Origin of the sequence: Bacillus atrophaeus (assembly GCF_001584335.1) — a bacterium.
Taxonomy (GTDB): Bacteria; Bacillota; Bacilli; order Bacillales; family Bacillaceae; genus Bacillus; species Bacillus atrophaeus.
In genome coordinates, this window is record NZ_LSBB01000020.1 from 237,354 (window position 1) to 261,729 (window position 24,376).

29 protein-coding genes, 2 pseudogenes and 1 riboswitch are annotated in these 24,376 nt (G+C 45.3%); of the genes and pseudogenes, 24 read left to right on the forward strand and 7 right to left on the reverse strand.

What is annotated here, in order from left to right:
• Nucleotides 1–32: 32 nt before the first annotated feature.
• Nucleotides 33–155, reverse strand: a riboswitch (SAM riboswitch).
• Nucleotides 156–273: 118 nt separating this feature from the next.
• On the reverse strand, nt 274–765 hold the full coding sequence (locus tag AXI57_RS14780; RefSeq protein WP_003327632.1) for a YajQ family cyclic di-GMP-binding protein: 492 nt from the start codon (nt 763–765) through the stop codon (nt 274–276).
• A 150-nt stretch (nt 766–915) separates the two neighbouring features.
• On the opposite strand from AXI57_RS14780, the gene AXI57_RS14785 reads away from it, so the two are divergent.
• From AXI57_RS14785 to AXI57_RS21750, 4 genes and pseudogenes are all read left to right on the forward strand, one after another.
• Nucleotides 916–1,764 carry a CvfB family protein gene (locus AXI57_RS14785; protein WP_003327631.1) on the forward strand — a complete coding sequence of 283 codons (849 nt, stop codon included), beginning with the start codon at nt 916–918 and terminating at the stop codon, nt 1,762–1,764.
• 250 nt (nt 1,765–2,014) lie between these two features.
• A complete protein-coding gene (locus AXI57_RS14795; protein WP_061670496.1) occupies nt 2,015–2,239 on the forward strand; it encodes a hypothetical protein in 225 nt (74 codons plus the stop codon).
• A gap of 28 nt (nt 2,240–2,267) precedes the next feature.
• Complete coding sequence (locus AXI57_RS14800; RefSeq protein WP_061670497.1) at nt 2,268–2,561, forward strand: DUF3784 domain-containing protein; 294 nt, start codon at nt 2,268–2,270, stop codon at nt 2,559–2,561.
• 114 nt (nt 2,562–2,675) lie between these two features.
• Nucleotides 2,676–2,815: pseudogene (locus tag AXI57_RS21750) on the forward strand (M4 family metallopeptidase); the annotation flags it as partial.
• Between the two features lie 52 nt (nt 2,816–2,867).
• Here the strand turns inward: AXI57_RS21750 and AXI57_RS14805 are convergent.
• Nucleotides 2,868–3,722 (reverse strand): DegV family protein, encoded by an 855-nt coding sequence (locus tag AXI57_RS14805; protein WP_003327626.1) that lies wholly within the window; start codon nt 3,720–3,722, stop codon nt 2,868–2,870.
• A gap of 137 nt (nt 3,723–3,859) precedes the next feature.
• On the opposite strand from AXI57_RS14805, the gene AXI57_RS14810 reads away from it, so the two are divergent.
• Both AXI57_RS14810 and AXI57_RS14815 read left to right on the forward strand, forming a co-directional pair.
• Entirely contained in the window at nt 3,860–4,702 is an 843-nt protein-coding gene (locus tag AXI57_RS14810; RefSeq protein ID WP_013390466.1) for a YitT family protein, read from the forward strand.
• An 18-nt stretch (nt 4,703–4,720) separates the two neighbouring features.
• The gene (locus tag AXI57_RS14815; protein WP_003327624.1) at nt 4,721–5,173 is read left to right on the forward strand and encodes a BsuPI-related putative proteinase inhibitor; all 453 of its coding nucleotides are present in this window, start codon (nt 4,721–4,723) and stop codon (nt 5,171–5,173) included.
• A gap of 30 nt (nt 5,174–5,203) precedes the next feature.
• Here the strand turns inward: AXI57_RS14815 and AXI57_RS14820 are convergent, their stop codons facing one another.
• The 3 genes from AXI57_RS14820 to AXI57_RS14825 form a co-directional block, all read right to left on the reverse strand.
• On the reverse strand, nt 5,204–5,401 hold the full coding sequence (locus AXI57_RS14820; protein WP_003327623.1) for a DUF3813 domain-containing protein: 198 nt from the start codon (nt 5,399–5,401) through the stop codon (nt 5,204–5,206).
• Nucleotides 5,401–5,550, reverse strand: a complete 150-nt coding sequence (locus AXI57_RS21755; protein WP_003327622.1) for a hypothetical protein — start codon at nt 5,548–5,550, stop codon at nt 5,401–5,403. Before AXI57_RS21755 ends, AXI57_RS14820 begins: the two co-directional genes overlap by 1 nt.
• 87 nt (nt 5,551–5,637) lie before the next feature.
• Nucleotides 5,638–6,450: a Cof-type HAD-IIB family hydrolase gene (locus AXI57_RS14825; protein WP_003327621.1), complete on the reverse strand. Its 813-nt coding sequence runs from the start codon at nt 6,448–6,450 to the stop codon at nt 5,638–5,640.
• Nucleotides 6,451–6,570: 120 nt separating this feature from the next.
• Here AXI57_RS14825 and AXI57_RS14830 point away from each other — a divergent pair, with 120 nt between their 5' ends.
• From AXI57_RS14830 to AXI57_RS14885, 13 genes and pseudogenes are all read left to right on the forward strand, one after another.
• Entirely contained in the window at nt 6,571–7,338 is a 768-nt protein-coding gene (locus tag AXI57_RS14830; protein ID WP_061670498.1) for a prolyl oligopeptidase family serine peptidase, read from the forward strand.
• Nucleotides 7,339–7,400: 62 nt separating this feature from the next.
• Entirely contained in the window at nt 7,401–7,709 is a 309-nt protein-coding gene (locus AXI57_RS14835; RefSeq protein WP_003327618.1) for a metal-sulfur cluster assembly factor, read from the forward strand.
• A gap of 65 nt (nt 7,710–7,774) precedes the next feature.
• The gene (locus tag AXI57_RS20995; protein WP_003327617.1) at nt 7,775–7,942 is read left to right on the forward strand and encodes a YqaE/Pmp3 family membrane protein; all 168 of its coding nucleotides are present in this window, start codon (nt 7,775–7,777) and stop codon (nt 7,940–7,942) included.
• 60 nt (nt 7,943–8,002) lie between these two features.
• On the forward strand, nt 8,003–9,439 hold the full coding sequence (locus AXI57_RS14840; RefSeq protein ID WP_061670499.1) for an FAD-binding oxidoreductase: 1,437 nt from the start codon (nt 8,003–8,005) through the stop codon (nt 9,437–9,439).
• On the forward strand, nt 9,436–9,978 hold the full coding sequence (locus tag AXI57_RS14845) for an MFS transporter (RefSeq protein ID WP_003327615.1): 543 nt from the start codon (nt 9,436–9,438) through the stop codon (nt 9,976–9,978). Before AXI57_RS14840 ends, AXI57_RS14845 begins: the two co-directional genes overlap by 4 nt.
• Nucleotides 9,979–10,212: 234 nt before the next feature.
• A complete protein-coding gene (gene argC / locus AXI57_RS14850; protein ID WP_061670500.1) occupies nt 10,213–11,250 on the forward strand; it encodes an N-acetyl-gamma-glutamyl-phosphate reductase in 1,038 nt (345 codons plus the stop codon).
• A 20-nt stretch (nt 11,251–11,270) separates the two neighbouring features.
• Nucleotides 11,271–12,491 carry a bifunctional ornithine acetyltransferase/N-acetylglutamate synthase gene (argJ, locus tag AXI57_RS14855; protein ID WP_061670501.1) on the forward strand — a complete coding sequence of 407 codons (1,221 nt, stop codon included), beginning with the start codon at nt 11,271–11,273 and terminating at the stop codon, nt 12,489–12,491.
• A gap of 13 nt (nt 12,492–12,504) precedes the next feature.
• Nucleotides 12,505–13,281 carry an acetylglutamate kinase gene (gene argB, locus AXI57_RS14860; protein WP_061670502.1) on the forward strand — a complete coding sequence of 259 codons (777 nt, stop codon included), beginning with the start codon at nt 12,505–12,507 and terminating at the stop codon, nt 13,279–13,281.
• Nucleotides 13,278–14,435 (forward strand): acetylornithine transaminase, encoded by a 1,158-nt coding sequence (locus tag AXI57_RS14865; RefSeq protein WP_061670503.1) that lies wholly within the window; start codon nt 13,278–13,280, stop codon nt 14,433–14,435. Before argB ends, AXI57_RS14865 begins: the two co-directional genes overlap by 4 nt.
• 70 nt (nt 14,436–14,505) lie before the next feature.
• Nucleotides 14,506–15,567, forward strand: coding sequence for a carbamoyl phosphate synthase small subunit (locus AXI57_RS14870; RefSeq protein ID WP_061670504.1), 1,062 nt, complete (start codon nt 14,506–14,508; stop codon nt 15,565–15,567).
• Nucleotides 15,560–18,652: a carbamoyl phosphate synthase large subunit gene (locus AXI57_RS14875; protein ID WP_061670505.1), complete on the forward strand. Its 3,093-nt coding sequence runs from the start codon at nt 15,560–15,562 to the stop codon at nt 18,650–18,652. The genes AXI57_RS14870 and AXI57_RS14875 overlap by 8 nt, the downstream gene beginning before the upstream one ends.
• Nucleotides 18,640–19,610 (forward strand): annotated as a pseudogene (gene argF / locus AXI57_RS14880) (ornithine carbamoyltransferase). Before AXI57_RS14875 ends, argF begins: the two are co-directional and overlap by 13 nt.
• A gap of 81 nt (nt 19,611–19,691) precedes the next feature.
• Nucleotides 19,692–19,871, forward strand: a complete 180-nt coding sequence (locus AXI57_RS14885; RefSeq protein ID WP_003327605.1) for a YjzC family protein — start codon at nt 19,692–19,694, stop codon at nt 19,869–19,871.
• A 28-nt stretch (nt 19,872–19,899) separates the two neighbouring features.
• Here the strand turns inward: AXI57_RS14885 and AXI57_RS14890 are convergent, their stop codons facing one another.
• Entirely contained in the window at nt 19,900–20,088 is a 189-nt protein-coding gene (locus tag AXI57_RS14890) for a YjzD family protein (protein WP_003327604.1), read from the reverse strand.
• A gap of 259 nt (nt 20,089–20,347) precedes the next feature.
• Here AXI57_RS14890 and AXI57_RS14895 point away from each other — a divergent pair, with 259 nt between their 5' ends.
• From AXI57_RS14895 to AXI57_RS14910, 4 genes are all read left to right on the forward strand, one after another.
• Nucleotides 20,348–21,082, forward strand: coding sequence for a hypothetical protein (locus AXI57_RS14895; protein WP_061670507.1), 735 nt, complete (start codon nt 20,348–20,350; stop codon nt 21,080–21,082).
• An 82-nt stretch (nt 21,083–21,164) separates the two neighbouring features.
• On the forward strand, nt 21,165–21,740 hold the full coding sequence (locus AXI57_RS14900) for a hypothetical protein (protein ID WP_061670508.1): 576 nt from the start codon (nt 21,165–21,167) through the stop codon (nt 21,738–21,740).
• Between the two features lie 89 nt (nt 21,741–21,829).
• Nucleotides 21,830–22,783: a BMP family ABC transporter substrate-binding protein gene (locus tag AXI57_RS14905; protein ID WP_061670509.1), complete on the forward strand. Its 954-nt coding sequence runs from the start codon at nt 21,830–21,832 to the stop codon at nt 22,781–22,783.
• A gap of 14 nt (nt 22,784–22,797) precedes the next feature.
• Nucleotides 22,798–22,989 carry a ComZ family protein gene (locus AXI57_RS14910; protein WP_010788228.1) on the forward strand — a complete coding sequence of 64 codons (192 nt, stop codon included), beginning with the start codon at nt 22,798–22,800 and terminating at the stop codon, nt 22,987–22,989.
• 29 nt (nt 22,990–23,018) lie between these two features.
• Here the strand turns inward: AXI57_RS14910 and AXI57_RS14915 are convergent, their stop codons facing one another.
• Nucleotides 23,019–23,246: a hypothetical protein gene (locus AXI57_RS14915; RefSeq protein ID WP_061670510.1), complete on the reverse strand. Its 228-nt coding sequence runs from the start codon at nt 23,244–23,246 to the stop codon at nt 23,019–23,021.
• 171 nt (nt 23,247–23,417) lie between these two features.
• Between AXI57_RS14915 and fabH the strand changes: the two genes are divergently transcribed.
• Nucleotides 23,418–24,356, forward strand: coding sequence for a beta-ketoacyl-ACP synthase III (fabH, locus tag AXI57_RS14920; RefSeq protein WP_003327597.1), 939 nt, complete (start codon nt 23,418–23,420; stop codon nt 24,354–24,356).
• Nucleotides 24,357–24,376: the final 20 nt, after the last annotated feature.

The following is a 24,376-nucleotide window of genomic DNA, read 5'->3' on the forward strand; positions in this document are numbered from 1 at the left end:
AAGAAGAAGACTTTATAAAAGATTTGTCTATCTTCTTATCTTCCAAGCTGTTCAAGCTTGCTGGATTTAGCACCTTGGTCATGACTGCGGATGCAATCATTACACCGGTTGCTGAAGCTTCTTCGGGCCAGTCCCTCAGCTTCTCTTGATAAGAACAATGATTCAGTTTTTAATTGAGCAAATGAAATCCGGAATTCCCCAAAAGAGATGAGGAATTTTCCTTTCTCCAAATTTACCGAAAATATAGACAATAATCAATAGCAAATGTAAAATTTATCGGAAATTTATAAATTGAACGTCAATCGGCAGGTCAGCACCGCGGACGGCAGACATAATCTGCTGAAGATCGTCCTTGCTTTTTCCGGTCACCCGTACCTGATCATCCTGGACTTGGGATTTCACTTTCAGACCTGAGTTTTTAATGATCGTGTTGATTTTTTTGGCATTCTCTTTATCGATCCCTTGAACTAGCTTCGCGCGCTGTCTCACAGTGCCGCCGGAGGCATTCTCAATTTTTGAATATTCGATGTTTTTGGTCGGGACATTTCTTTTAATGAGTTTGCCTGTGAGCACATCCTTAAGCTGGCTCATTTTGAATTCATCATCGGAAACCAGAACGAGGTCCTCTTTTTCTAACGTAATGTCGCTTTTACTGCCTTTGAAGTCATAGCGGGTGCCGATTTCCTTCAATGCAATCTGAATTGCGTTTTGGACTTCCGGGAATTCAACCTTGGACACAATATCAAAAGAACTTTCTTTTGCCATATGAAAACCTCCATAACATTTAACTTATGTGTTGATTATAGTAGAATAAAGAGAAACTTCCAACAGAACAAAGAATCAATTTGGGATGATTGGAAAAAAATAAGGAACAACATCCGCCAAAAACATAAGCGGAATAGGAAGGGCGATAGCATGAGACCAGGGCAGCAATTAACCTTGAGTATAGATCACCAAACAGATTTCGGTTACTTTTTAACCGACGGAGAAGACACGGTTCTCTTACATAACAGTGAAGTGACAGAGGATATAGAAGAAAGAGACGAAGTAGAAGTATTCATCTACGTTGACCAGCAGGAAAGGCTTGCGGCAACGATGAAAATACCGGTCATCAGCGCCGAGCAGTATGGATGGGTAGATGTTGTGGACGCAGTAGACGATATGGGCGTGTTCGTTGATGTCGGCTTATCTAAGGACGCGCTTGTCGCAACAGAGCATCTTCCGCCGTACGAATCCGTGTGGCCGCAAAGAGGGGACAAGCTGTATTGTATGCTGAAAGTGACAAACCGCGGACGCATGTTTGCAAAACCCGCGCCGGAGGACATCATCAGCGAGCTGTTTACTGAAGCGTCAGAAGATGTGATGAATAAAGAGCTGACAGGAACGGTGTACAGGCTTATCGCTTCCGGTTCTTTCCTGATCACAGACGATGGCATTCGTGCCTTCATTCACCCTTCTGAAAGAAAAGAAGAGCCGAGACTCGGATCAAGAATCACGGGACGGGTGATTGAAGTGAAGGATGACGGGTCGGTGAACATGTCGCTTCTCCCGCGGAAACAGGATGCGTTGTCAGTAGACGCCGAGCAAATCCTTACTTATATGAGAACGAGAAACGGCGCCATGCCATACGGAGACAAGAGCGACCCGGAAGATATTCGCCAACGCTTTCAGATGAGCAAGGCCGCCTTTAAACGGGCGCTCGGACACTTGATGAAGAATAACAAGGTCTATCAGGAAAACGGCTGGACATATGAAAAGCAATAAAGAAGAGAGCAGGCTGCCAGAGAGCAAGCCTGCTTTTTTTGCGGTGAATATCCAATTGATTACGGCCTCCATGTGCCGAGGAGTCCGTACAGGATGTGGGGAATACTCCGCGAAACTCTCCATGCTTTACGATCTTCATGAAAAAACAGCAGAACATAGAGCGTTATGCAGAGGAACTATATACAGAGCTGAAGAATATGTCTGATGTAGAAAGAGAGAATGCAATCGCGGAAATAAGGGTCACGTATTTGTGAAGAATGACAAAACAAAGGCCGAGGAACTCCCAAATGTGATTTCTGAGGAATTTTCGCAGCCAAAGGAGTTTGCTGAAGCGTTATTGGGCGTAAGGAACAACGGGACAATCGTCTATTTCTGTCAGGAAAAACAAAATGAAATTCCAAAAAGAGATCATCGTTATAGCAAATCTGGCAGCGGTCTAGTTGGTGTTGTAGCGTGCCGTTTTTTTCTTTTTTGAATTTTAAAGAACACGGGGAGGCCGTAACATGGATTTAAGCATCAATTATCTGTTAACGATCATTTCGCTTCTTTTCTTTTTGGTAGCCTATTATGTAGGAATAAAAAAACAAACTTGGATACTGGCCGGTTTTAATGAGGCGCGTATCCGTGACAAGGATAGACTGGCAAGAATTGCAGGCTGCTTTTTCTTGAATTCCGGTTTATTTATTCTGCTGAACAGCTTTATCGCATTTCCCGGACAGGAGGAGCTGCTCCCGCCGCTCATTTTGGCATATGGGGCCGGCGTCATTATTTACGTGAATAAGAAATTAGTAGAATAGGAAAAGAAGGACAGGGCATAAGTCTTTGTCCTACTTTTCCATTAATAAAATCGTCTGCCTTAACCGCGGGCATAGCGCGGCAGCCTAATGGGAGGATGTTTATATACTGAATGTGAAATTTATTATCGGGCGTTAACTTACTATGTAACAGCATCCCAGATTCTTAGTATGAGGAAACAAGCAGCTATCGAGGCGGCCAATATTTGTACGGTGAAGGCTCAAAGCAATCTGCTTCGGTCCTGCAGGCATATAAGAGAAAAGTAAAAAACCGGCAGTCCTTATCACAAAGCTTACCGGTTTTGTTGTTTATGATTTACTTGAGAAAAAAATCGCCAGCGTTCCCGGACCGGAATGTGAGCCTACGGCCGATCCGATCGTATGCATGATAATCTCTTTCGGATGAAAGGCGTCTTCAATCAGCTGTTTCATTTCAAGCGCGGTGTCTTCGTTATCGGCGTAGCTGATGCCGACTGTCTGCCCGCTCCAATTGTCTCCGCGTTCGGCCATTACTTCAATGATCCGCTTTAACAGCTTTTTTTTGCCTCTGATTTTTTCTAACGGAATAAGTTTCCCGTCCTCCATGTGCAGAAGCGGTTTAATATTTAAAAGCCCGCCTACAAAAGCGGAGGCTTTGGAAATTCTGCCGCCTCTTGCAAGATAAGTTAAATCATCCACAGTAAAAATATGCTCAAGATGAGCGCAAAAGTCCTTTACAGACGTTTCAATTTCTTGTATTGTATTTCCGTCGACACAGAGCTCTTGCGCGTATCGCACTGCAAGGCCGTAACCTAATGAAGCGCATTTGGAATCAATGATCCGCAAATCAAAATCAGGATATTCTTCCTTTACTTCATTTGCCATCATCACAGCGGTCTGATAAGTGCCGGAGAGCCCTGAGGAGAAAGCGACATAGAGCGCAGGTTCTCCTGTTTCGGCGAATTGCAGAAACGTGTTTTTAATCGTCTGCGGTGACGCTTGGGAGGTCTTGGGAGCTTTCCCGTTTTTCATTGCCTCCAATACTTCATTCGCCTGAATTGTTACCGCATCTTCATATTCTTTGTCATCAAGAGAAACTCTGAGAGGTATAAAGCCAATGTCGTTCGCCTCGAAAAAAGAACGGGGCAAATCAGCCGCGCTGTCGGCGATGAGATGAACTTTCATATAAATATCCCTTCTTTCCAATATGCTCTAAAAAGTAAGAGGTAAGCCAACTATATCATATTAATTTGCCAAATTCGTGTTCAAATATTTGATTTAAGGGAAAAGATAATAATATGAATAAGCGGAGGAACAAAGCCATGGTACTAGAACTGACAAAAAAAATAATCATTGTTGTGATCGGCGCTTTACTTAATGCGGCAGGGCTGAATTTATTTTTGATTCCCGCTGATGTGTATGCCAGCGGCTTTACCGGTGTCGCCCAGCTGTTATCAAGCGTCGTCGACCAATACGCCCCTTTTTATATTTCGACAGGGATTTTGCTGTTCCTCTTAAATATTCCGGTCGGCATTTTAGGATGGCTGAAAGTCGGAAAATCGTTTACGGTTTACAGCATTTTGAGCGTCGCTATGACAACCGTTTTTATGGGTGTGCTTCCGGAAACCAGGCTGTCACATGATATCCTGTTGAATGCGGTATTTGGCGGTGTCATTTCCGCAGTCGGAATCGGTATGACATTAAAATACGGCGGGTCGACAGGCGGACTAGATATCATCGCCATGGTGCTCGCGAAGTGGAAGGATAAACCCATCGGCACGTATTTCTTTATTCTGAACGGGATTATCATTCTGACGGCAGGATTATTGCAAGGTTGGGAGAAAGCTTTATATACCCTTGTTACACTTTATGTGACAACGAGGGTGATTGACGCGATCCACACCCGACACATGAAGCTGACGGCGATGATCGTGACAAAAAAAGCGGATGAAATCAAAGAAGCGATTTATGGAAAAATGGTTCGGGGCATCACGACTGTTCCGGCAAAAGGCGCATTTACGAATGAACCAAAAGAAATGATGGTCATCGTCATCACAAGGTATGAACTTTACGATTTGGAAAAAATCGTCAAAGAGGTTGACCCGAAGGCATTTACGAATATTGTCCAAACGACCGGGATTTTTGGTTTTTTCAGAAAAGACTGATGAAAGCAGGTGGATGTCATGAAGCGGCTGCTTGTGATGCTCTTGCCGGCGCTGCTTTTAATAGGCTGCGGGCAAAAAGAGTCAGAACCCGATAAGGAGGTATCAGGCGGAATGGAAAATCAAGAGGTTGTATTAACCGTTGAACCGATTCAAGAGCCTGAACAAATCAAGTTTAACATGTCACTAGAGAACCAAGGTGAAAATGCCGTGGACTTTCAATTCAGCACCGGGCAGAAATTTGAGCTTGTCGTCTACGATTCTGAACACAAAGAAAGATACCGTTATTCCAAAGATAAAATGTTTACACAGGCCTTTCAGAACTTGACGCTTGAACCTGGCGAAACATACGACTTTTCCGATGAGTGGAAGGAAGTGCCGGAGCCGGGGACTTATGAAGTAAAAGTGACCTTTAAGGGAAAAGCGGAACACTTGAAGCAAATTCAGGCCGTTCAGCAATTTGAAGTGAAATAAAAAACTATGGCGGTGCCCGCCATAGTTTTTTTATTGCAAGTTATCCAGCTGATCCTGGAATTGATGAAGCTGGTGACGTTCTGCATCTGTCGAATTGGCATACGCGGAAGACACAGCATTTTTTGCTCTTAGAATGGCTTTTTGCTGATCGCCTTCTTCAAAGCCGCCTGCAATCATAACAGCCTGATTAACAAATGATTTCGCCTGAGTGAACAATTCGTTTCTCATTAAAATTCAACCTGTCCTTCAGCCGCATTTTTTGCTGCGGTATGCTGGGACTCTTCAAGTGTAGACCGATATGGAAATCTTGCGTCATGAAGACTGACGGAGTCCTTACCCTGCTGAATAAACCTTTTTGATTTGCTTCGTTTACCCATTTCGAGAATGCCCCCTTCCATATTGTGACGAGATGAGTCGTCCTGCTTAGTATGGAAGGGCTGCCGGCGGTTTATGAGTGGGAAAAATTAAAGCGAAAAATGTTGTTTTAAAAAACGGGAAACGCCATCCTCTTCATTTGAAAAAGTGGTTGTATCCGCAATTTGCTTGACGGAATCAATGCCATTCTCCATCGCAACGCCGCATCCGGCAAACGCAAGCATTTCCAGGTCATTATCTTCATCGCCGAAAGCGATGATGCGCTCAGCGGGGATCTGGTAGTAATCGCTGATTTTTTTTAATCCAACCGCTTTGTTCATGCCGCTTTTGATAATTTCAATCACATGCCACGGCGCCGCCCATCTTCTGTGATCAATCACTTCCGCGTGCACATCGGACAAGTAAGCGCGGATGTCCGGCACATCTTCCTCTTTGGCGTGAATTAACACAGAGGTGACATCCTCACCCAGATTGTCACGTAAATCACCGACCGTTACATTTGTTGTATTCATATTAAATGCGTCAATAAGCCGTTCATCATGATAATGAAAATACACATCGTCGATGACTTCCGCAAGTACATTATGCACACTGTACGTTTCGCTGATATCAACGAGCTGTTTTACGACTTCAAGCGGCAAGGAGGTATGATACCGTCCCCAGCTCTCATCTTGCGGATGGTGAACAAATGCCCCGTTAAAATTGACGATCGGCGTTGTAAGCCCCATCTGCTGATAATACATTGAGCTGGAGCGGTACGGCCGGCCTGTCGAAATACAGACGTAATGTCCGGCTTCTTTGACCTTTCGGATGGTGCGAAGGGTATCTTCTGATATTGTTTTATCATCCTTTAATAATGTTCCATCTAAATCTAAAGCGATTAAATAAGGTTTTGTCTCCATAAAAGCTCCTTTATAATCTTAGATTTTGCGTTTTCTTCCTTATCTACAGTGTAGCTTTTTACCATCTTTATTGTCTACATGTTACACTTATGATTATGGTTATCCTAAGGAGGGAGCTTCGTGATTCAAATTGAAAACCAAACCGTTTCCGGCATTCCGTTTTTACATATTGTAAAGGAAGAGAACAGCCGCCGCGCCGTTCCTCTTGTTTTCTTTATACACGGATTTACAAGCGCGAAGGAACACAACCTTCACTTTGCTTATTTACTTGCCCAAAAAGGCTTCAGAGCTGTTTTGCCGGAGGCTCTTTTTCATGGGGAGCGGGGGGAGAACATGACCGGAGAAGAGCTTGCGGGCCATTTCTGGGACATCGTGCTCAATGAAATTGAAGAACTGAATGTGCTCAAAACATACTTTGAAGAGCGTGATCTTATAGACGGCGGACGCATCGGACTGGCCGGCACGTCCATGGGCGGAATAACCACTCTCGGCGCAATAACGGCGTATGATTGGGTGAAAGCCGGTGTCAGCCTGATGGGAAGCCCGAATTATGTAGAACTGTTTCAACAGCAAATTGAGCACATCAAATCGCAGGGAATCAATATTGATGTCCCGCAAGAGAGAGTAGATGATCTCATCGAACGGCTGAAAACAAGAGATCTCAGCCTTCAGCCTGACTCCTTGCGTCATCGTCCTCTCCTGTTTTGGCACGGTGTGAAAGATAAGGTTGTTCCTTACGCGCCGACCCGTAAATTTTACGACACCATTAAACCGCTGTACAGCGAGCAGCCTGAGCTTCTGCAATTCATCGCAGACGAAAAGGCTGACCATAAAGTGTCGCGGGAAGCGTTGTTAAAAACCGTCGCCTGGTTTGAGACGCATTTATAGAGCACAATGGTGTTAACACAAACCGGATTTACGTTATACTGGAGAAAAAGGAGTGATAGAACGTGGAAGAAGCATTAAAAGAAAACATTATGGGCGCTCTAGAGCAAGTCGTTGATCCTGAGCTTGGCGTGGATATCGTAAACCTCGGCCTTGTATACGATGTCGATATGGACGAAGACGGATTAACGCATGTGACGATGACACTGACGTCAATGGGCTGTCCTTTGGCACCGGTGATCGTGGATGAAGTGAAAAAAGCTTTAGCGGATATTCCCGACGTGAAAGAAACAGAAGTTCATATCGTCTGGAACCCGCCGTGGACAAGAGATAAAATGTCAAGATATGCAAAAATCGCACTTGGCATACAATAAGAGAGATAAGGACAGCTGAACAAATGGAGGCTGTCCTTTTCTGCATAGAGAGGAGTGAAAAACATATGATGTACTTGCTTGCCGTATTATGTCCCCCGCTTGCCGTCTTGTTTTCAGGAAAACCGTTTCAAGCTGTGTTAAATCTGATTTTAACGGCAATCTTCTGGCTGCCGGGCGCCATTCACGCCTGCTTTATCGTAGCGGACCGGCGTGCGGAAAAACGGGCCGGATAAATTGGAAAAATGAGTGCGCAATCATGGTATACTTAACGCAAACAAAGCAGGGAGAGTGCCATGAAGAAGAAAAAAACGCTTGCCTTTGTCCTTTGCCTCGGCGTATATGCGGCCCTGTTTGCGTACTCTGTCCATTCCGGCCAGAAAACAGAGGCAGGAGGCATGACCGATGTCAGCCGCCTGTTCCCGATGAAAATTAAGCAAACGGTCAAAGGGAAAGAAGAGGAAACACTGATCGAAACGGTGAAAGAGGCCAATCGAAAAAACATAAAAATTTCAATTGCCGGTACCCAGCACTCCATGGGCGGCCATACATATTATGAGGACGGCATCGTTCTCGACATGACAAGCTATAATAAAATCTTAGCATTCAACAAAGAGAAAAAAATCATCAGGGTCCAGAGCGGAGCGACATGGAATGACATACAGAAATACGTCAATTCATACGGACTTGCCGTAAAAGTCATGCAGTCACAAAACATTTTCACCATTGGAGGGTCGCTCAGCGCCAACGCCCACGGACGTGATATTCGCTACGGCTCGCTCATTGATACGGTCAAATCATTCAGGCTCTTAAAAGCGGACGGCAGCATCGTCACCGTTACTCCGAAGGATGACTTGTTTTCCGCGGTCATCGGAGGATACGGGCTATTTGGCGTGATTCTTGATGTTGAGCTTGAGTTGACGGATGACGAGCTGTATCAGATGCAAACCGAGAAAATGAATTATAAGACATACGCCGATTATTTTAGAGAACAGGTGAAGGGGAATCCCGATGTGCGCATGCATTTAGCCCGCATCTCGACAGGCGAAAAAGGGTTCCTGCAAGATATGTACGTGACGAATTACTTATTGGCTGATGATCAGGATGAAATCAAATCGAACAACGAATTAAAAGAAGATGAGCATACAGAGCTGACAAAATTCGCGCTCGGCCTGTCACGGCGGTATGGTTGGGGCAAGAATTGGCTGTGGAGCACGCAGCAATCCTATTTCCTGAAACAAACCGGAACGACCATCACAAGAAATAACGTGATGCGGTCTGAATCGGAATTTCTCGAATACGAAAACAATGAAAATACAGACGTCCTGCAAGAATATTTTGTCCCGGTTAAAGAGTACTCGTCCTACATTGATGATCTGAGGCAAACATTGTCGCATGAAGACTTCAATCTCCTGAACATTACGATCCGGTATGTGCAAAAAAATGAAAAAGCCGATCTGTCTTATGCGAAAGATGATATGTTTTCGCTCGTTCTGTTAATCAATGAGGGCTTTTCTAAAGAAGAGCAGGCTGATACCGCACGGATCATCAGAAGCATGACAGACGTTGCCCTAAAGCATCACGGAAGTTATTACCTGCCATACATGACGTATCAGACAAAGGCACAAATGAGAGAGGCATATCCAAAAAGCGAAGCATTTTTTCGCAAAAAACAAACGTATGACCCGGATGAGCGGTTTATGAATTACTTTTATCAGAGGTACAAACCATGAAACACAACAAATTGAAATGGCTGATTCTTTCCCAAAGCAGCGTATTTTTCGCCAGCAGTTTAATCTTTCCGTTTTATATTTTGTTTATTAAAAACATCGGTTCCAGCTATACACAGTTCGGCTTGTCCTATGGCTTATTCGGTCTGAGCGGGGCGCTTATTCATCCGCTGCTCGGCAGGCTGTCGGCTAGAGTAGATAACCGTTATTTCCTTATGGCCAACTCTTGGGGAATGGCGGTGCTTCTTTTATATTTCCCGCATATCTCCGACGTTTCTCAAGTATACATCGTGCAAGTTCTATTAGGTCTGCTTGGCGCAATGCAAAAGCATGGCGAAAAAATTCTTATTGCCGACTATACAGACAGCGGAGAACGCGGAAGAAAGATTGGCAGCTATCACTTTTGGACCGCCGTTTTTTCCGCGGCTGCGATTATACTGGGCGGCTTTCTTGCAGATTTCTTTACAGTGCATATTATTTTTTACGCCAGTTCAATTGTCTTCTTTGTGAGCGGACTGATGTTGTATCAAAACCGAGAGTGAAATGAATGACCCGGCCTTCATGAAGGCCGGGTCATTTTTGTTCCATCAGAATAGCCCCTGCGATAAGAAAGAATTAGTGATTTTATGATAGTCGGCAGCCCGTTTTTTACAGTGGGTTTTTTTAATGAACAGAAAATTTTCAAATGAATAAAAATATTAAATATACGATTGAATTAATTTTTATTCATGTTATAATGTTAAATAATTTCACAAAAACCAAGAAGGTGAACACGTTTGAAAATAGGTATTGTAGGCGCTACAGGCTATGGAGGCGCTGAACTTGTCAGGATTATCAAAAATCACCCGCATGCAGAAGAATGCATACTTTATTCATCGAGCGGGCAGGGAAATGCATATAGTGAGACATATCCGCATATGAGCGGTCTGGTGCATCAAACCTTGCAGCCAATTAATATGAATACCATTAAACATGAAGCAGATGTGATGTTTCTTGCGACCCCTCCCGGTGTATCAAGTGAACTGACTCCGCAGCTTGCGGCCGCGGGAATTCCGGTCATTGATCTTTCCGGTGACCTGAGGATACAAGAGCCGGAGGCATATGAGAAATGGTATAAACGGACGGCCGCGCCGGAACAGACAATCAAAGAGACGGTATACGGCTTATCTGAAATCAACAGAGAACACATTAAAAAAGCAAAGCTGATTGCAAACCCGGGCTGCTTTCCGACAGCCGTTTTGCTCGGTCTCGCTCCTCTTGTACAAAACAAGCTGCTCGATGAAACCTTTTTAATCGTTGATGCAAAGACGGGTGTTTCGGGAGCCGGACGAAAAGCCTCTATGGGAACTCATTTTTCCGAGCTGAACGACAATTTAAAAATTTATAAGGTTAACGAGCATCAGCATACGCCGGAGATTGAACAGCTGTTAAAAGAATGGCACCCGGCAATGGAGAATATCACATTTTCCGCCCATTTGGTTCCAATGACGAGAGGAATCATGGCGACAATGTATACACAGGTAAGGACAAATATGTCTGGAGATGAACTGCAAAATCTGTATTTGGAATTTTACCAAGATTCATATTTTGTGAGAGTCAGACCCCAAGGACATTTTCCGGCAACAAAGGAAGTGTGGGGCAGCAATTTTTGTGATATCGGCATAACCATTGACGAAAGAACAAACAGGGTGACGGTCGTATCAGTGATTGATAACTTAATGAAAGGCGCCAGCGGGCAGGCAGTCCAAAATTTAAACATTATGAACGGCTGGAAGGAAGAAACAGGGCTTACCATGACGCCAATTTATCCATAGAACAGGGGAGAAATCGAACCATGATTCAGTTGAGTCAAGAATATATCACAAAAGTAACAGGCGGCGTTTCTTCGCCGAAAGGGTTTGAAGCAAAGGGTGTGCACTGCGGTCTGCGCTATTCAAAGAAAGACCTCGGCGTCATCATCAGCGAAACGCCTGCAACAAGCGCCGCTGTGTACACACAAAGCCACTTTCAGGCCGCGCCGATCAAAGTCACTCAGGACAGTTTAAAACAAGGATCAGAATTAAAAGCGGTCATCGTGAACAGCGCCATCGCCAACGCCTGCACCGGAGAGCAAGGCTTGGAGGATGCTTACAATATGCGCGCAGACTGTGCCGAACTGCTGAATGTAGACCCTGAACTAGTCGCCGTTTCCTCAACAGGGGTGATCGGAGAGCATTTGGATATGGAAAAAATCCAGGCGGGGATCAAGCTTTTGAAAGACACGCCAGCGGGTTTCGGAGATTTTGAAGAAGCGATTTTGACGACAGATACAGTAATGAAGCAGACCTGTTACGAACTTACAATCGGTAATAAAAAAGTCACGATCGGGGGAGCCGCGAAAGGGTCAGGCATGATCCATCCGAATATGGCGACAATGCTTGGCTTCGTCACAACTGACGCGGCTGTGGAAGAAAAAGCCCTGCACAACGCGCTTCGTGAGATTACAGATGTCTCCTTTAATCAAATTACGGTTGACGGAGAAACTTCAACGAACGATATGGTGCTTGTCATGGCAAATGGCTGTGCGGAAAATGAATGCCTCACCGAAGCGCACGATGAGTGGCCATTATTTAAAAAAGGGCTTTTACTGGTCTGCGAAGATCTTGCCAAAGACATTGCCAGAGACGGTGAAGGTGCGACGAAGCTGATCGAGGCCCAAGTAAAAGGCGCGAAGAACGATCTTGAAGCAAACGTAATCGCCAAAAAAATAGTCGGTTCAAGCCTTGTAAAAACCGCCGTTTACGGGACGGATGCCAACTGGGGGCGCATTATCGGAGCGATTGGCCACAGTACGGCAAGTGTGACGGCAGAGCAAGTGGAGGTTTTTCTAGGCGGGCAGTGCTTGTTTCAAAACAACGAGCCCCAGCCATTCTCAGAAACGAAGGCGAAGGAATACTTAAGCGGAGATGAGATTACAATTGTCATCCGCTTGTGTGAAGGCGAAGGGAACGGAAGAGCATGGGGCTGTGATTTAACCTATGATTATATCAAAATCAATGCGAGCTATCGCACATAACAAGGGGAGCACAATGGATAAAACAATTGTTTTCAAATGCGGGGGGAGCGTCATCCGGGAGCTTTCTGCCGAATTTTTTCATAATGTAAAAGAATTGATGCAATCAGGCTGGAATATCGCCATCGTCCACGGCGGCGGCCCGGAAATTACAGATATGCTGAAAAAATTAAACATCCAGACAGAATTTGTGGGCGGACAGCGGAAAACAACAAAGCCGGTTTTAGAAGTTGCCGAAATGGTGCTGTCAGGTGTCGTGAATAAATTTTTCGTGGCGGAGCTGGCTAAAAACGGGCTGAAGGCTGCCGGCGTATCAGGCAAGGATGGCGGACTTCTTGAGGCGGAATATCTTGACCGGTACACATACGGTGAAGTCGGAGCCATTAAACAGGTCGATACAACGATGGTCAACGCGTTGATGGAAGAAGGCATCATCCCGGTGATCGCGCCGCTGTCGATGACAAGTGATTATAAGACGCTGAACGTTAATGCCGATCTCGCGGCATCCGCGGTAGCGGAAGCGCTCAAAGCCGATAAGCTTATGTACGTTACAGATGTTGAAGGAATCATGAAGAAACAAAAACGGCTTGATATCCTTTCACCGCAGGAGATTGACGAACTAATTGAGCAGGGGGTTATTTCAGGCGGAATGATTCCGAAGGTCAAATCAGCCTTATCCGCTTTATCAGGCCAATTAAAAGAAGTCATGATTGTAAACGGGAAGGGTTCATTTTTCTCAGGCAAAACATTTCAAGGAACAAAAATCGTGAAGGAAAAGGAGGCAGTTTCGTGAGCAGCTTATTTCAAACCTACAGCCGTTGGGATATTGATATCAAGAAAGCAAAAGGAACGATGGCGGAGGATCAAAACGGAAAAACGTATCTGGACTTTATCCAAGGCATCGCCGTTTCCAATCTGGGCCACTGCCATGAGGCTGTGACGGAAGCGGTCAAACAACAGCTCGACAGTGTATGGCATGTTTCCAACCTTTTTCAAAACGCCTTGCAAGAGGAAGCGGCTGATCAGCTTGCCGCTCATAGTGCCGGAGATCTTGTGTTTTTCTGCAACAGCGGGGCGGAAGCGAATGAAGGAGCGATTAAGCTGGCGAGAAAAGCGACCGGCAAAACAAAAATCGTCACATTTCTCCAATCCTTCCATGGACGGACATATGCGGGGATGGCTGCTACCGGACAGGATAAAATCAAAACAGGCTTCGGACCGATGCTGGAAGGTTTTCATTACCTGCCTTACAATGATCCATCAGCTTTTGAAACGCTTAAAGACGAGGAAGGGATCGCCGCAGTCATGCTTGAAACGATTCAGGGAGAAGGCGGAGTGAATCCGGCAAACGCTGACTTTTTAGAAGCCGTGCAGACATTTTGCAGCGACAAACAAGCGCTTTTGATCATTGACGAAATCCAAACGGGAATCGGGCGGACAGGAAAAGGCTTCGCTTACGAACATTTCGGCCTCTCACCGGATATTATTACAGTGGCGAAAGGTTTAGGTAACGGTTTTCCGGTCGGAGCGGTGATCGGCAAGAGAACATTAGCGGACGCCTTTACTCCCGGTTCTCACGGAACGACCTTCGGAGGAAATATGCTGGCGATGGCGGCCGTCAATGCGACATTACAAATTGTATTCCAGCCTGAATTTCTCCAAGAGGCGGCGGAAAAAGGGGAATACTTGCTCGCGCTATTACAAGCAGAGCTGAACGGCCCATTTGTAAAACAGATTCGCGGAAAAGGGTTAATGGTTGGGATTGAGTGTGACGGGCCGGTTTCTCATATCATTTCAGAATTGCAGACATTAGGCTTGCTCGTATTGCCGGCCGGACCGAATGTGATTCGTTTGCTTCCGCCGCTCACTGTATCAAAAGATGAATTATCGTCGGCCGTTGGCAAGCTCAAACAAGCGATTGCTCAGCATACTGCTGTAAATCGATAATTTTTTTTACCTACGAAAGCATAAAAATACAAAAATATTATTAATTATTCATCAAGAGGTGGGCTTTAAGATGGAAGGTTATTTAGTGTTAGAAGACGGAACGTCATTCAGCGGGGAGCTGGACGGAAACGAAAACTGCACGGGTGAGACTGTTTTTTTCACCGGCATGACAGGTTATCAGGAAGTGTTGACAGATCCATCATACACAGGGCAAATTATCGTGTTCACGTACCCGCTGATCGGAAATTACGGGATTAACGAGAACGATTTTGAAAGCAAAAAGCCCCATATAAAAGCCGCGGTCGTATATGAAGCGTGTGAGCATTTTTCTCATCATGAAGCGGTATACAGCCTCAAGGAGTACCTGAACAAATGGAACATCCCGCTGTTGTCCCACGTTGATACACGCGCGGTCGTCAAAAAAATCCGCACGAAAGGCACTATGAGCGCCGCGGTAACGACATCCAAAACGGAGGCGGGGCTTTCTTTACAGCCGGGAAACGTGGCGGAGCAGGCTTCCGCACAAGAGGTCACCACGGAGGGAGACGGAAACAGGCATATTGCTTTAATTGACTTCGGTTATAAAAAATCAATCGCCTCGGCTTTGGTGAAGAGAGGCTGCAAGGTCACTGTCATCCCTTATCAACAAATGGAAGCCGTTTATCAAATCAAACCGGACGGCATCGTATTATCCAACGGACCGGGCGATCCGAAAGCCATAAAGCTGTATATGGATCAAATCAAAAACATCATCAGCCGCTTTCCGACACTTGGCATTTGTCTCGGCCACCAGCTGATCGCGCTTGCCTTTGGAGGAAATACGTATAAGCTGCCGTTCGGACACAGGGGTGCAAACCATCCGGTCATTGACCGCAAAACGAACCAGGTCTTTATGACAAGCCAAAACCACAGCTATGTGGTCGATGAAAACTCAATTAATGATCAAGAACTGTCCATCAGATTTCATCATGTAAATGACACATCTGTCGAAGGGCTTTCTCATAAGAAGCTTCCTGTCATGAGTGTCCAATTTCATCCAGAAGCCCACCCCGGCCCGGCTGAAAGCGAATGGATTTTTGATGACTATTTAAAGAATGTAACACCAGCAAGGAGAGAAATCGCTCATGCCTAAAGACACCAATATTTCAAGCATATTAGTAATCGGCTCCGGTCCGATCATCATTGGCCAGGCCGCAGAATTTGACTATTCAGGCACTCAAGGGTGCATGGCGCTGAAAGAAGAAGGCTACCGGGTCATTCTCGTTAACAATAACCCGGCGACCATCATGACCGACGAGGCATTCGCAGATGAAATCTATTTTGAACCGCTGACGACAGACAGCCTGAAGGAGATCATCAAAAAAGAAAAACCGGACGGACTGCTTGCGAATTTAGGCGGACAGACGGCCTTAAATCTCGCAGTTGAGCTCGAAAAAGCAGAAGTGCTGAAAGCGAATGGAGTGAAGCTTTTGGGCACATCGGTCGACACAATTGAAAAAGGAGAAGATCGGGAAAAATTCCGCTCGCTTATGAAGGAGCTCAATCAGCCTGTGCCTGACAGTGAAATTGTCGATAACGAAGAAGATGCCCTGCGCTTTGCAGAAGCGATCGGCTTTCCGGTCATTGTCAGACCTGCTTATACACTCGGCGGAAAAGGTGGAGGAATCGCCCCTTCAAAAGAGGTGTTTCTTCCTCTGATTAAGCAGGCGCTGTTAGCGAGCCCGATCCATCAATGCCTGATCGAAAAAAGCATCGCCGGCTTTAAAGAAATTGAATATGAAGTCATGCGTGACAGTAAAAATACATGCATTACCGTCTGCAACATGGAAAACATTGATCCGGTCGGTGTCCATACAGGCGATTCAATAGTTGTCGCACCATCACAAACACTGACAGATGAAGATTATCAAATGCTTCGCACGGCGAGCCTGACCATCATTTCAGCTCTTGACGTAGTCGGAGGCTGCAACATTCAATTTGCGCTTGATCCTTTGAGCAAACAATATTATGTCATTGAAGTGAATCCGCGCGTCAGCCGTTCATCCGCACTCGCGTCAAAAGCGACCGGATATCCGATTGCAAAAATGGCGGCAAAGCTTGCAGTCGGCTATACACTTGATGAATTGAAAAATCCGCTCACAGACTCCACTTATGCGAGCTTTGAACCGGCGCTTGACTACGTCATCGTGAAATTCCCGCGCTGGCCGTTTGACAAATTTAAAAATGCCGACCGCACACTCGGCACCAAAATGAAAGCGACCGGCGAAGTCATGGCGATTGAACGAAATTTAGAAGCGGCGATTCAAAAAGCGGCGGCCTCCCTTGAGTTGAAAAATATCGGCACACACCTTCCAGAACTTGGCGGATTGTCTGCAGATGCCCTGTGGGAGTTAGCTATTACCCCAGATGACCGCAGATTTTTTGTTGTCATGGAGCTTTTAAGCCGTCGTATTTCAATAGAAGAAATACATGAAAAAACCAAGATTGACCCGTTTTTCCTGCATGCCTTTCACCATATCATTGAGCTGGAAAACCGCATGATGGAAGAAGGCGGTGACATCTCTTTTGATTTGCTGAAAAAAGCGAAGGAAAAAGGCTTTTCAGATATCACGATTGCCTCCCTTACCGGGAAAACAGAAGAACAAGTCCGCAAGCTGCGGAAGGAGGCGGGAATTACCGCGTCTTATAAAATCGTCGATACATGCGCCGCTGAGTTTGATGCAAAAACCAATTATTTTTATTCGACCTATTTTGGCGAAAGCGACGGAGATGTCAGCCGCAAAGAAAAGAAACGCGCCCTTATTATCGGCTCAGGTCCGATTCGTATCGGCCAAGGAGTTGAATTTGATTACAGCGCCGTCCACGGAGTCCTTACCTTGCAAAAGCTCGGGTTTGAAACGATTATGATCAACAATAATCCCGAAACGGTGAGCACTGATTATGAAATTGCGGACCGCCTTTATTTTGAACCGATTACGACAGAGCACATTTTAAACGTAGCGGAGCACGAAGACATTGATTTTGCCATCGTGCAATTCGGAGGGCAAACGGCAATCAATGCAGCAGAAGAACTTGAAAAAGCCGGCATCACTCTTCTCGGCACATCGTTTGAGACGCTTGACGCCTTAGAAGACCGGGACCAATTTTATAAGCTGCTCGATGAGCTTGGGCTTGCACACGCAAAAGGTGAAACAGCTTATTCCAAAGAAGAAGCGGTGCAAAAAGCGAAGGGAATCGGCTACCCTGTACTAATCCGGCCATCCTATGTCATCGGCGGAATGGGAATGATGATCGTTGAGTCAGAAGAGGCGCTTTCACAATTGCTTGATGACGAAAACGCTATGCCGTACCCGATTTTAATTGATCAATATATCTCGGGAAAAGAAGTGGAGCTTGACTTAATTTCTGACGGTGAAGAAGTCTTTATTCCGACATACGTGGAACATATTGAACGGGCGGGCGTCCATTCCGGCGACAGCTTTGCCGTTCTGCCGGGGCCGTCCCTTACCGCTCAACAAGAACAAGGCATGAAAAAAGCAGCCCGAAAAATCGCCCAAAAACTTTCGTTTAAAGGGATTATGAACATTCAATTTGTTATAGACAATGGGAACATTCTCGTTCTTGAAGTGAATCCTAGAGCAAGCCGCACAGTTCCGGTCGTCAGCAAGGTGATGGGCGTTCAGATGATCCCGCTCGCCACACAGCTTTTAGCAGGAGCGTCCTTAAAGGACGTAAACCCATCCGTTCAAAATCAGCATGGCGTGGCAGTGAAATTCCCGGTATTCTCTTCACATGCCATACAGGATGTGGATGTAAAGCTCGGACCGGAAATGAAGTCGACAGGCGAAGGCATGTGTGTCGCGTTTGATGCGGATAGCGCAATGAAAAAGATCTATGCCGGCCTCTGGGAGAAAAAAGGAAGCATCTTCTTAGAAGGCGGGAATTCCGACTTGAAGAGCCTTGCGGAAAGCGCCGGCTTCTCAGTATACGAAGGTCCATTTTCCGCATGGATCGAACAAAAAGAAAAAGCAGTCCACATTAATCTGAATCACTCTGAAGAAGCGCGTACGCAGCGAGTAGAAGCCATGACACACGGCGTAACGATCTTCACCGAAGCGGAAACCGTCCGGGCGTTTTTAAACAGCGGCTCCGGGCATCAGCAGCCTGTTTCTCTCAGAGATCTTTATAAAAAGGAAGTGGCACCATGCACACAGTGAATATTGGAGACACACAAACCAGCCTGTACGGTAAAGACCTATTAACATTGAAAGACCTCAGCGAGTCGGACATAAGCGCTCTGCTCACCGAAGCCGCCGATTTGAAACAAAACAAAATCCAGCCGATCTTTCAAGGAAAAACGCTTGCGATGATTTTCGAAAAGTCATCAACGCGGACGCGTGTCTCATTTGAAGCGGGAATGGCGCAGCTTGGCGGAAATGCGCTCTTCTTAAGCCAGAAAGATCTCCAGCTTGGGCGCGGCGAGACTGTGGCGGATACAGCGAAAGTACTGTCCGGCTACGTGGATGCGATAATGATCCGGACATTTGAGCATGAAAAGGTCGAGGAGCTTGCCGAGCATGCGGACATCCCGGTAATCAACGGGCTGACAGATAAATATCACCCATGTCAGGCGCTGGCAGACCTTTTGACGATCAAAGAGATCAAAGGGAAATTAAAAGGTGTAAAAGTTGCCTATATCGGTGACGGGAACAATGTAGCCCATTCTCTTATGGTTGGCTGCGCCAAAATGGGATGTGATGTCTCAATCGCTTCGCCGAAGGGCTATGAGGTTCTTGACGAAGCAGTCAATGCTGCAAAAGAGTATGCCGGCGTATCCGGTTCCTCTATAACGCTGACTGCTGACCCGGTCGAAGCCGCCAAAGGGGCCGATGTGATTTATTCCGACGTTTACACAAGTATGGGTCAGGAAGCGGAAACAAATGAACGTCTGACGGTTTTTACGCCTTACCAGGTGAATGCATCACTTGTCAAACATGCAAAACCTGACTATACATTCTTGCATTGCCTGCCTGCCCATCGCGAAGAAGAGGTAACCGCAGAGATTATTGACGGTCCTAACTCGGCGGTATTCCAACAAGCTGAAAATCGTCTGCATGTCCAAAAAGCCTTGCTGAAGGCGATCCTTTACAAAGGATGAAGACAAAAAACTGCTGAGTATTCCTCAGCAGTTTTTTTATGAGACATATTATTGATATTTAGACGCATACTACATCAAAAAGCTAAAGGAGGGATACAATGGGACAGCAGCATCAATTCCGACCTGGGCAAAAAGCGCCTAATAACGGTGCGTATGTAGAAATCGGCGAAACAGGAAGCATGGTGAAAAACCCGAAAAAAATTCATTTGACGGCAGGAGACATGTTTCCTGAGACATCGAATCATAACAGGCTATGGACATACCAAAGAAAGCCGTAAAAAAAAACCTGCGCATAAGCAGGTTTTTTTAATGCTGTTGGCTTGTTTCATTCTTCATAGGAAGCATCTCGCCGAGAACAATAACCAGCACTGTGATAATAACAGCGATAACAGAAGATGTTGTCACGTTATACTCGGCTCTGTTCATAGAGGCGATCAAGTAGCAAGCCATATGTGATAAAAGGAACGTCCAAATAAAAGCAACAATAAATCGCACGTTTCCACCTCGTCCTTCTCATTCTATTCTAAAGGTTATCATACCATATATAAAGTAGAGTAGGAAGTTAATTTTAATGCCCCTCTTCATTTCATCATTCTGCTTGATCTTCATTTTAATGGTAAAATAAAAATAAATATCGTCTATTGGTATAATAGCCAATTCAAGGCATCACTAGGACTTTACCTTATTCGTTTTGTTTCTTTCTACATAGCATAGTATAGCGTGAGATGAAGCTGCGAAAGGAGGCGGGCAGGCGATGGGATTAACGGAAAGATATTTTCAAATGGGATCGGAGCAAAACGTCATTCATCTGCCGTATCGGCCGAACGGATTCGGTATCTTTATATTGGGAGACCGGACTCACTTCGTCGGTGATGAGACCAGCTTTTGGCTTCAGCATTATGGGAGAAATCAGCTGTTGAATATGCTGAGGGAAGAAGGATATACGATTTTTAACAGCAATTTGTACGGAAGGCACTGGGGCGCAGAAAAAGCGGTCACGTATGCCAAACAGCTGATCCACTTTGTGTTAAAGCAGGAGATCCTCAATCAGAAGATTCATATATTAGCAGACGGAATGGGCGCCCTCGTTGCTGATGAACTGCTTCGTTTTTCCCCGGAACACATCCGTTCAGCAGCGATGCTGAATCCTTGTCTCGATCTTCAGGCACATTATGAATCAGAAAAAGAAAACAAATTTTTCTACAAACAATTCTTAAAAGAAGCAGCCGAAAGCTACGGAATAACAGAAAAAGAAGCGGCCGAACGGTCTTATAAAACGATAAAAGGCTATCCGAGCCGGCTGCCTGTGCACATCTGGCAGCGGATGACCGGAGCGCCTTACCCATACAGCATGCATGCGGGAGTTTACAAGGACACGCAAAAAAACGCAGGCTGCCCGGTGGATATCACATTCCACTTATTTGAGCACCCGACCAGAATCTACACATCTATCTGTAACTTCTTTCACAGGCATGAAAAAGAATTATAGTGAATACAATAACAGCAGCCTTCTCTTTACCGAGGGCTGTTTTGCTTTGCTGAATATTAAAAATTAGAAGGGCGGCAGATCAATGGACTCAATGCTGATTATTGGTGCAGATGAATTTTTCGGCCTTTCATTATGCGAAAGAATGATGGATGAAGGTAATGACGTTGATGTCATTCTGGCAAGTCCGGATAATGAGAATAGACGAATCTATTTGGAAGAACGGCTGATGTGGCTCGGAAGAAACGAACACTTTCGCCAATTAAAGTATATCGGGGACAAACAATATGATAAAGTCTGTGTCCAGTATGGGAGCGGCGATTTTTCTGCAGACAGCTTCAAAAACGAAACTGTTTATATACTTGTCTATGAGCATGACAGGCAGAAGTGGGAAGAAGAAGTGAAAAATGATGCGGTCAGTTGCATTATTCTTCCGAGAATGTACGGCCCATGGAAAGAAGAGCAAGAAGAAAAAACGGAAAACAGCTTTTTCGTTGATGACGTGGCTGATCAGCTGAGGAACTATCTTGTGTCAGGCACCGAGAAGGACAGAAGTAAGGTTATTCATTTGCAAGTCGAAGAACAAACGCCGGAAGAGGAAGCAAAAACAAAAATTATCGAGTGGAAAAGACAATTTTCATCATTATTCGACAAATATTAAGAAATACCTTCCATGTTTCGAGCTTTCCAGATACAATAAACGTATATGGAATATACATGTTATAGCTTGCAAAAGGGGTTGAACATGACATGATCACTAGGCTTGTCATGATCTTTTCTGTCCTCCTGTTACTGAGCGGATGTGGACAAACTCCGTTTAAAGGAAAAATTGAGAAGGTCGGTATGCTCTTTCCCGATACCATCAATGATCTAGTGTGGGGAACAAAAGGGTATAAAGGTTTACTAAGTATACAATCTGCATATAATGTCGACGTCTACTATAAAGAAGGCGTTAAGACTGATGAGGATATATTAAACGCCATTGAAGATTACCACAAGAGAGGGATAAACCTTCTTTTTGGCCATGGCAGTGAATACGAAGAAATGTTTAATCTGGTCAGTGAGGATTACCCGGACATGGAATTTGTCATTTCTAACGCGGAATCAAAAGCCGACAACGTCACAAGCGTTCATCTTAACGGAGAAGCGATGGGGTTTTTCGGCGGGATGACAGCCGCACATATGTCCAAAACCAATCAAATCGGCGTGATTGCTTCTTTTAAATGGCAGCCTGAAGTAGACGGCTTCATCAAAGGGGCCAAGTATGAAAATCCGGACATCACTATCAATACGAAATATACAGACCACTGGGATGACGATACCACAGCCGTGAAGCTTTATGAGAAGATAAAAGAGGAAGGCGCGGATGTTGTATATCCCGCCGGAGATGGGTATAATGTTCCTGTCATTCAACAAATTAAAAAAGACGGTCTCTATGCGATCGGCTATGTCACAGACCAGTCTGATCAGGGCGAAAATACCGTTTTGACAAGCACTGTTCAAAATGTGGACAAGGCCTATGGCATCATAGCCGAGCAATACAGCAACGGCACTTTGGAAAGCGGAGATCACTATTTCGATTTTAAAGATCATGTGGTTGAAATGGGGACATTCAGTCCTCTTGTCGACAAAGCCTTCCAAGATAAAATTGCCGCTCTTATCAAAACGTATAATCAAACAGATGAACTGCCGAAAAAAGAGTAACGGAGTGAATACGAATGCAGCATGAAAAATCACTTGAATTTTTGCAAATCGCGATGAAATATTTGCCGGAAGCAAAAGCGGAGCTGGAAAAATCGGGGATCGAGCTGTCCGCCGAGTCCATACAGCCATTTATGAATCTGTTTTCAACGGTGATGGCGGAAGCTTACGAGCTTGGCAAGTCCGACGCAAAATCAGAAAATGAATAATAAAAAGCCACTTTTATTGAAGTGGCTTTTCACATGATTTTTTTCTTTAAAGCGGTAACCATCGGGCCGAGGTCTTTTAAAACAGGTTTTAATTGGTCAAGCGAGTTCATAATAGAGCCGATTTGGTTCATGACATGCATGTAGTCGACTGCTTCGGCAGTCTCCTCTTTGCCCGAACGGGAAACCGCTTCTTTTTCGTCCTGTTTCTCTTTTTTTTCTGCGGAATCGCCAAACATCATTTTTGAAAATACATCCAACAATATACGCCTCCTTTTCGTCCTTATAACATAATCTATGAGAGAAGAGCGCTGATAGATTAGACGAATATATTGCCAACAGAAAAAAAATAGGGTAGGATTAGTACCAGATACTAATAATTGATCATAACGTTTGATCTTCTAAATTTAAGATATAAAGGAGTCTTCCCGATGAAAGCTGGAATACTTGGAATGGGCCGTTTTATCCCTGAAAAGGTTTTGACGAATCATGATTTAGAAAAGATGGTTGAAACTTCTGACGAGTGGATTCGTACAAGAACAGGGATAGAAGAAAGAAGAATAGCCTCAGAGGATACGTATTCATCACATATGGCGGTTGCCGCTGCCAAAAAAGCGCTTGAACAAGCTGAAGTTGCGCCTGAGGATCTTGATATGATTCTCGTTGCCACCGTCACACCGGATCAATCATTTCCGACTGTCTCATGCATGATTCAAGAGCAGCTGGGCGCGAAAAAAGCGTGTGCGATGGATATCAGCGCGGCATGCGCAGGGTTCATGTACGGGCTTGTCACAGGTAAACAATTTATAGAAGCAGGAACATATAAACATGTTCTCGTCATAGGCGTTGAGAAACTCTCCAGCATTACAGACTGGGAAGACCGCAACACTGCCGTTCTGTTTGGAGACGGAGCGGGCGCTGCGGTGGTCGGGCCTGTCAGTGATGACAGAGGGATCCTTTCATTTGAACTTGGAGCGGACGGCACAGGCGGTCAGCACTTGTACTTGGATGAAAAAGGACATACAATCATGCATGGAAGAGAAGTGTTCAAATTTGCCGTTCGCCAAATGGGTCAGTCAAGCGTGAATGTCATCGAAAAAGCCGGCCTCTCAAAAGAAGATGTCGATTTTCTCATTCCGCACCAGGCGAACATCCGCATAATGGAAGCGGCGCGCGAGCGTTTGGAGCTTCCTGTCGAAAAGATGTCTAAAACCGTTCATAAATATGGAAACACATCTGCCGCGTCTATACCGATTTCATTCGTAGAAGAGTTGGAAGCCGGAAAAATCAAAGACGGCGATGTAGTCGTCATGGTTGGATTCGGCGGAGGATTAACATGGGGCGCCATTGCATTGCGCTGGGGCCGATAGAAAAAGGGTGAGGTGCACAA

What these genes read in the sequence shown, in the direction of transcription:
- AXI57_RS14820 (WP_003327623.1), bottom strand. Translation starts at nt 5,401, where the DNA reads ATGAGAAACGAATTGTTCACTCAGGCGAAATCATTTGTTAATCAGGCT.
- AXI57_RS14840 (WP_061670499.1), top strand. Translation starts at nt 8,003, where the DNA reads ATGAAGAAGAAAAAAACGCTTGCCTTTGTCCTTTGCCTCGGCGTATAT.
- AXI57_RS14800 (WP_061670497.1), top strand. Translation starts at nt 2,268, where the DNA reads ATGGATTTAAGCATCAATTATCTGTTAACGATCATTTCGCTTCTTTTC.
- AXI57_RS14815 (WP_003327624.1), top strand. Translation starts at nt 4,721, where the DNA reads ATGAAGCGGCTGCTTGTGATGCTCTTGCCGGCGCTGCTTTTAATAGGC.
- AXI57_RS14905 (WP_061670509.1), top strand. Translation starts at nt 21,830, where the DNA reads ATGATCACTAGGCTTGTCATGATCTTTTCTGTCCTCCTGTTACTGAGC.
- AXI57_RS14785 (WP_003327631.1), top strand. Translation starts at nt 916, where the DNA reads ATGAGACCAGGGCAGCAATTAACCTTGAGTATAGATCACCAAACAGAT.
- AXI57_RS14910 (WP_010788228.1), top strand. Translation starts at nt 22,798, where the DNA reads ATGCAGCATGAAAAATCACTTGAATTTTTGCAAATCGCGATGAAATAT.
- AXI57_RS14870 (WP_061670504.1), top strand. Translation starts at nt 14,506, where the DNA reads ATGGAAGGTTATTTAGTGTTAGAAGACGGAACGTCATTCAGCGGGGAG.
- AXI57_RS14780 (WP_003327632.1), bottom strand. Translation starts at nt 765, where the DNA reads ATGGCAAAAGAAAGTTCTTTTGATATTGTGTCCAAGGTTGAATTCCCG.
- AXI57_RS14825 (WP_003327621.1), bottom strand. Translation starts at nt 6,450, where the DNA reads ATGGAGACAAAACCTTATTTAATCGCTTTAGATTTAGATGGAACATTA.
- AXI57_RS21755 (WP_003327622.1), bottom strand. Translation starts at nt 5,550, where the DNA reads ATGGGTAAACGAAGCAAATCAAAAAGGTTTATTCAGCAGGGTAAGGAC.
- AXI57_RS14895 (WP_061670507.1), top strand. Translation starts at nt 20,348, where the DNA reads ATGGGATTAACGGAAAGATATTTTCAAATGGGATCGGAGCAAAACGTC.
- fabH (WP_003327597.1), top strand. Translation starts at nt 23,418, where the DNA reads ATGAAAGCTGGAATACTTGGAATGGGCCGTTTTATCCCTGAAAAGGTT.
- AXI57_RS14885 (WP_003327605.1), top strand. Translation starts at nt 19,692, where the DNA reads ATGGGACAGCAGCATCAATTCCGACCTGGGCAAAAAGCGCCTAATAAC.
- AXI57_RS14810 (WP_013390466.1), top strand. Translation starts at nt 3,860, where the DNA reads ATGGTACTAGAACTGACAAAAAAAATAATCATTGTTGTGATCGGCGCT.
- AXI57_RS14845 (WP_003327615.1), top strand. Translation starts at nt 9,436, where the DNA reads ATGAAACACAACAAATTGAAATGGCTGATTCTTTCCCAAAGCAGCGTA.
- AXI57_RS14805 (WP_003327626.1), bottom strand. Translation starts at nt 3,722, where the DNA reads ATGAAAGTTCATCTCATCGCCGACAGCGCGGCTGATTTGCCCCGTTCT.
- AXI57_RS14875 (WP_061670505.1), top strand. Translation starts at nt 15,560, where the DNA reads ATGCCTAAAGACACCAATATTTCAAGCATATTAGTAATCGGCTCCGGT.
- argJ (WP_061670501.1), top strand. Translation starts at nt 11,271, where the DNA reads ATGATTCAGTTGAGTCAAGAATATATCACAAAAGTAACAGGCGGCGTT.
- AXI57_RS14900 (WP_061670508.1), top strand. Translation starts at nt 21,165, where the DNA reads ATGGACTCAATGCTGATTATTGGTGCAGATGAATTTTTCGGCCTTTCA.
- AXI57_RS20995 (WP_003327617.1), top strand. Translation starts at nt 7,775, where the DNA reads ATGATGTACTTGCTTGCCGTATTATGTCCCCCGCTTGCCGTCTTGTTT.
- argB (WP_061670502.1), top strand. Translation starts at nt 12,505, where the DNA reads ATGGATAAAACAATTGTTTTCAAATGCGGGGGGAGCGTCATCCGGGAG.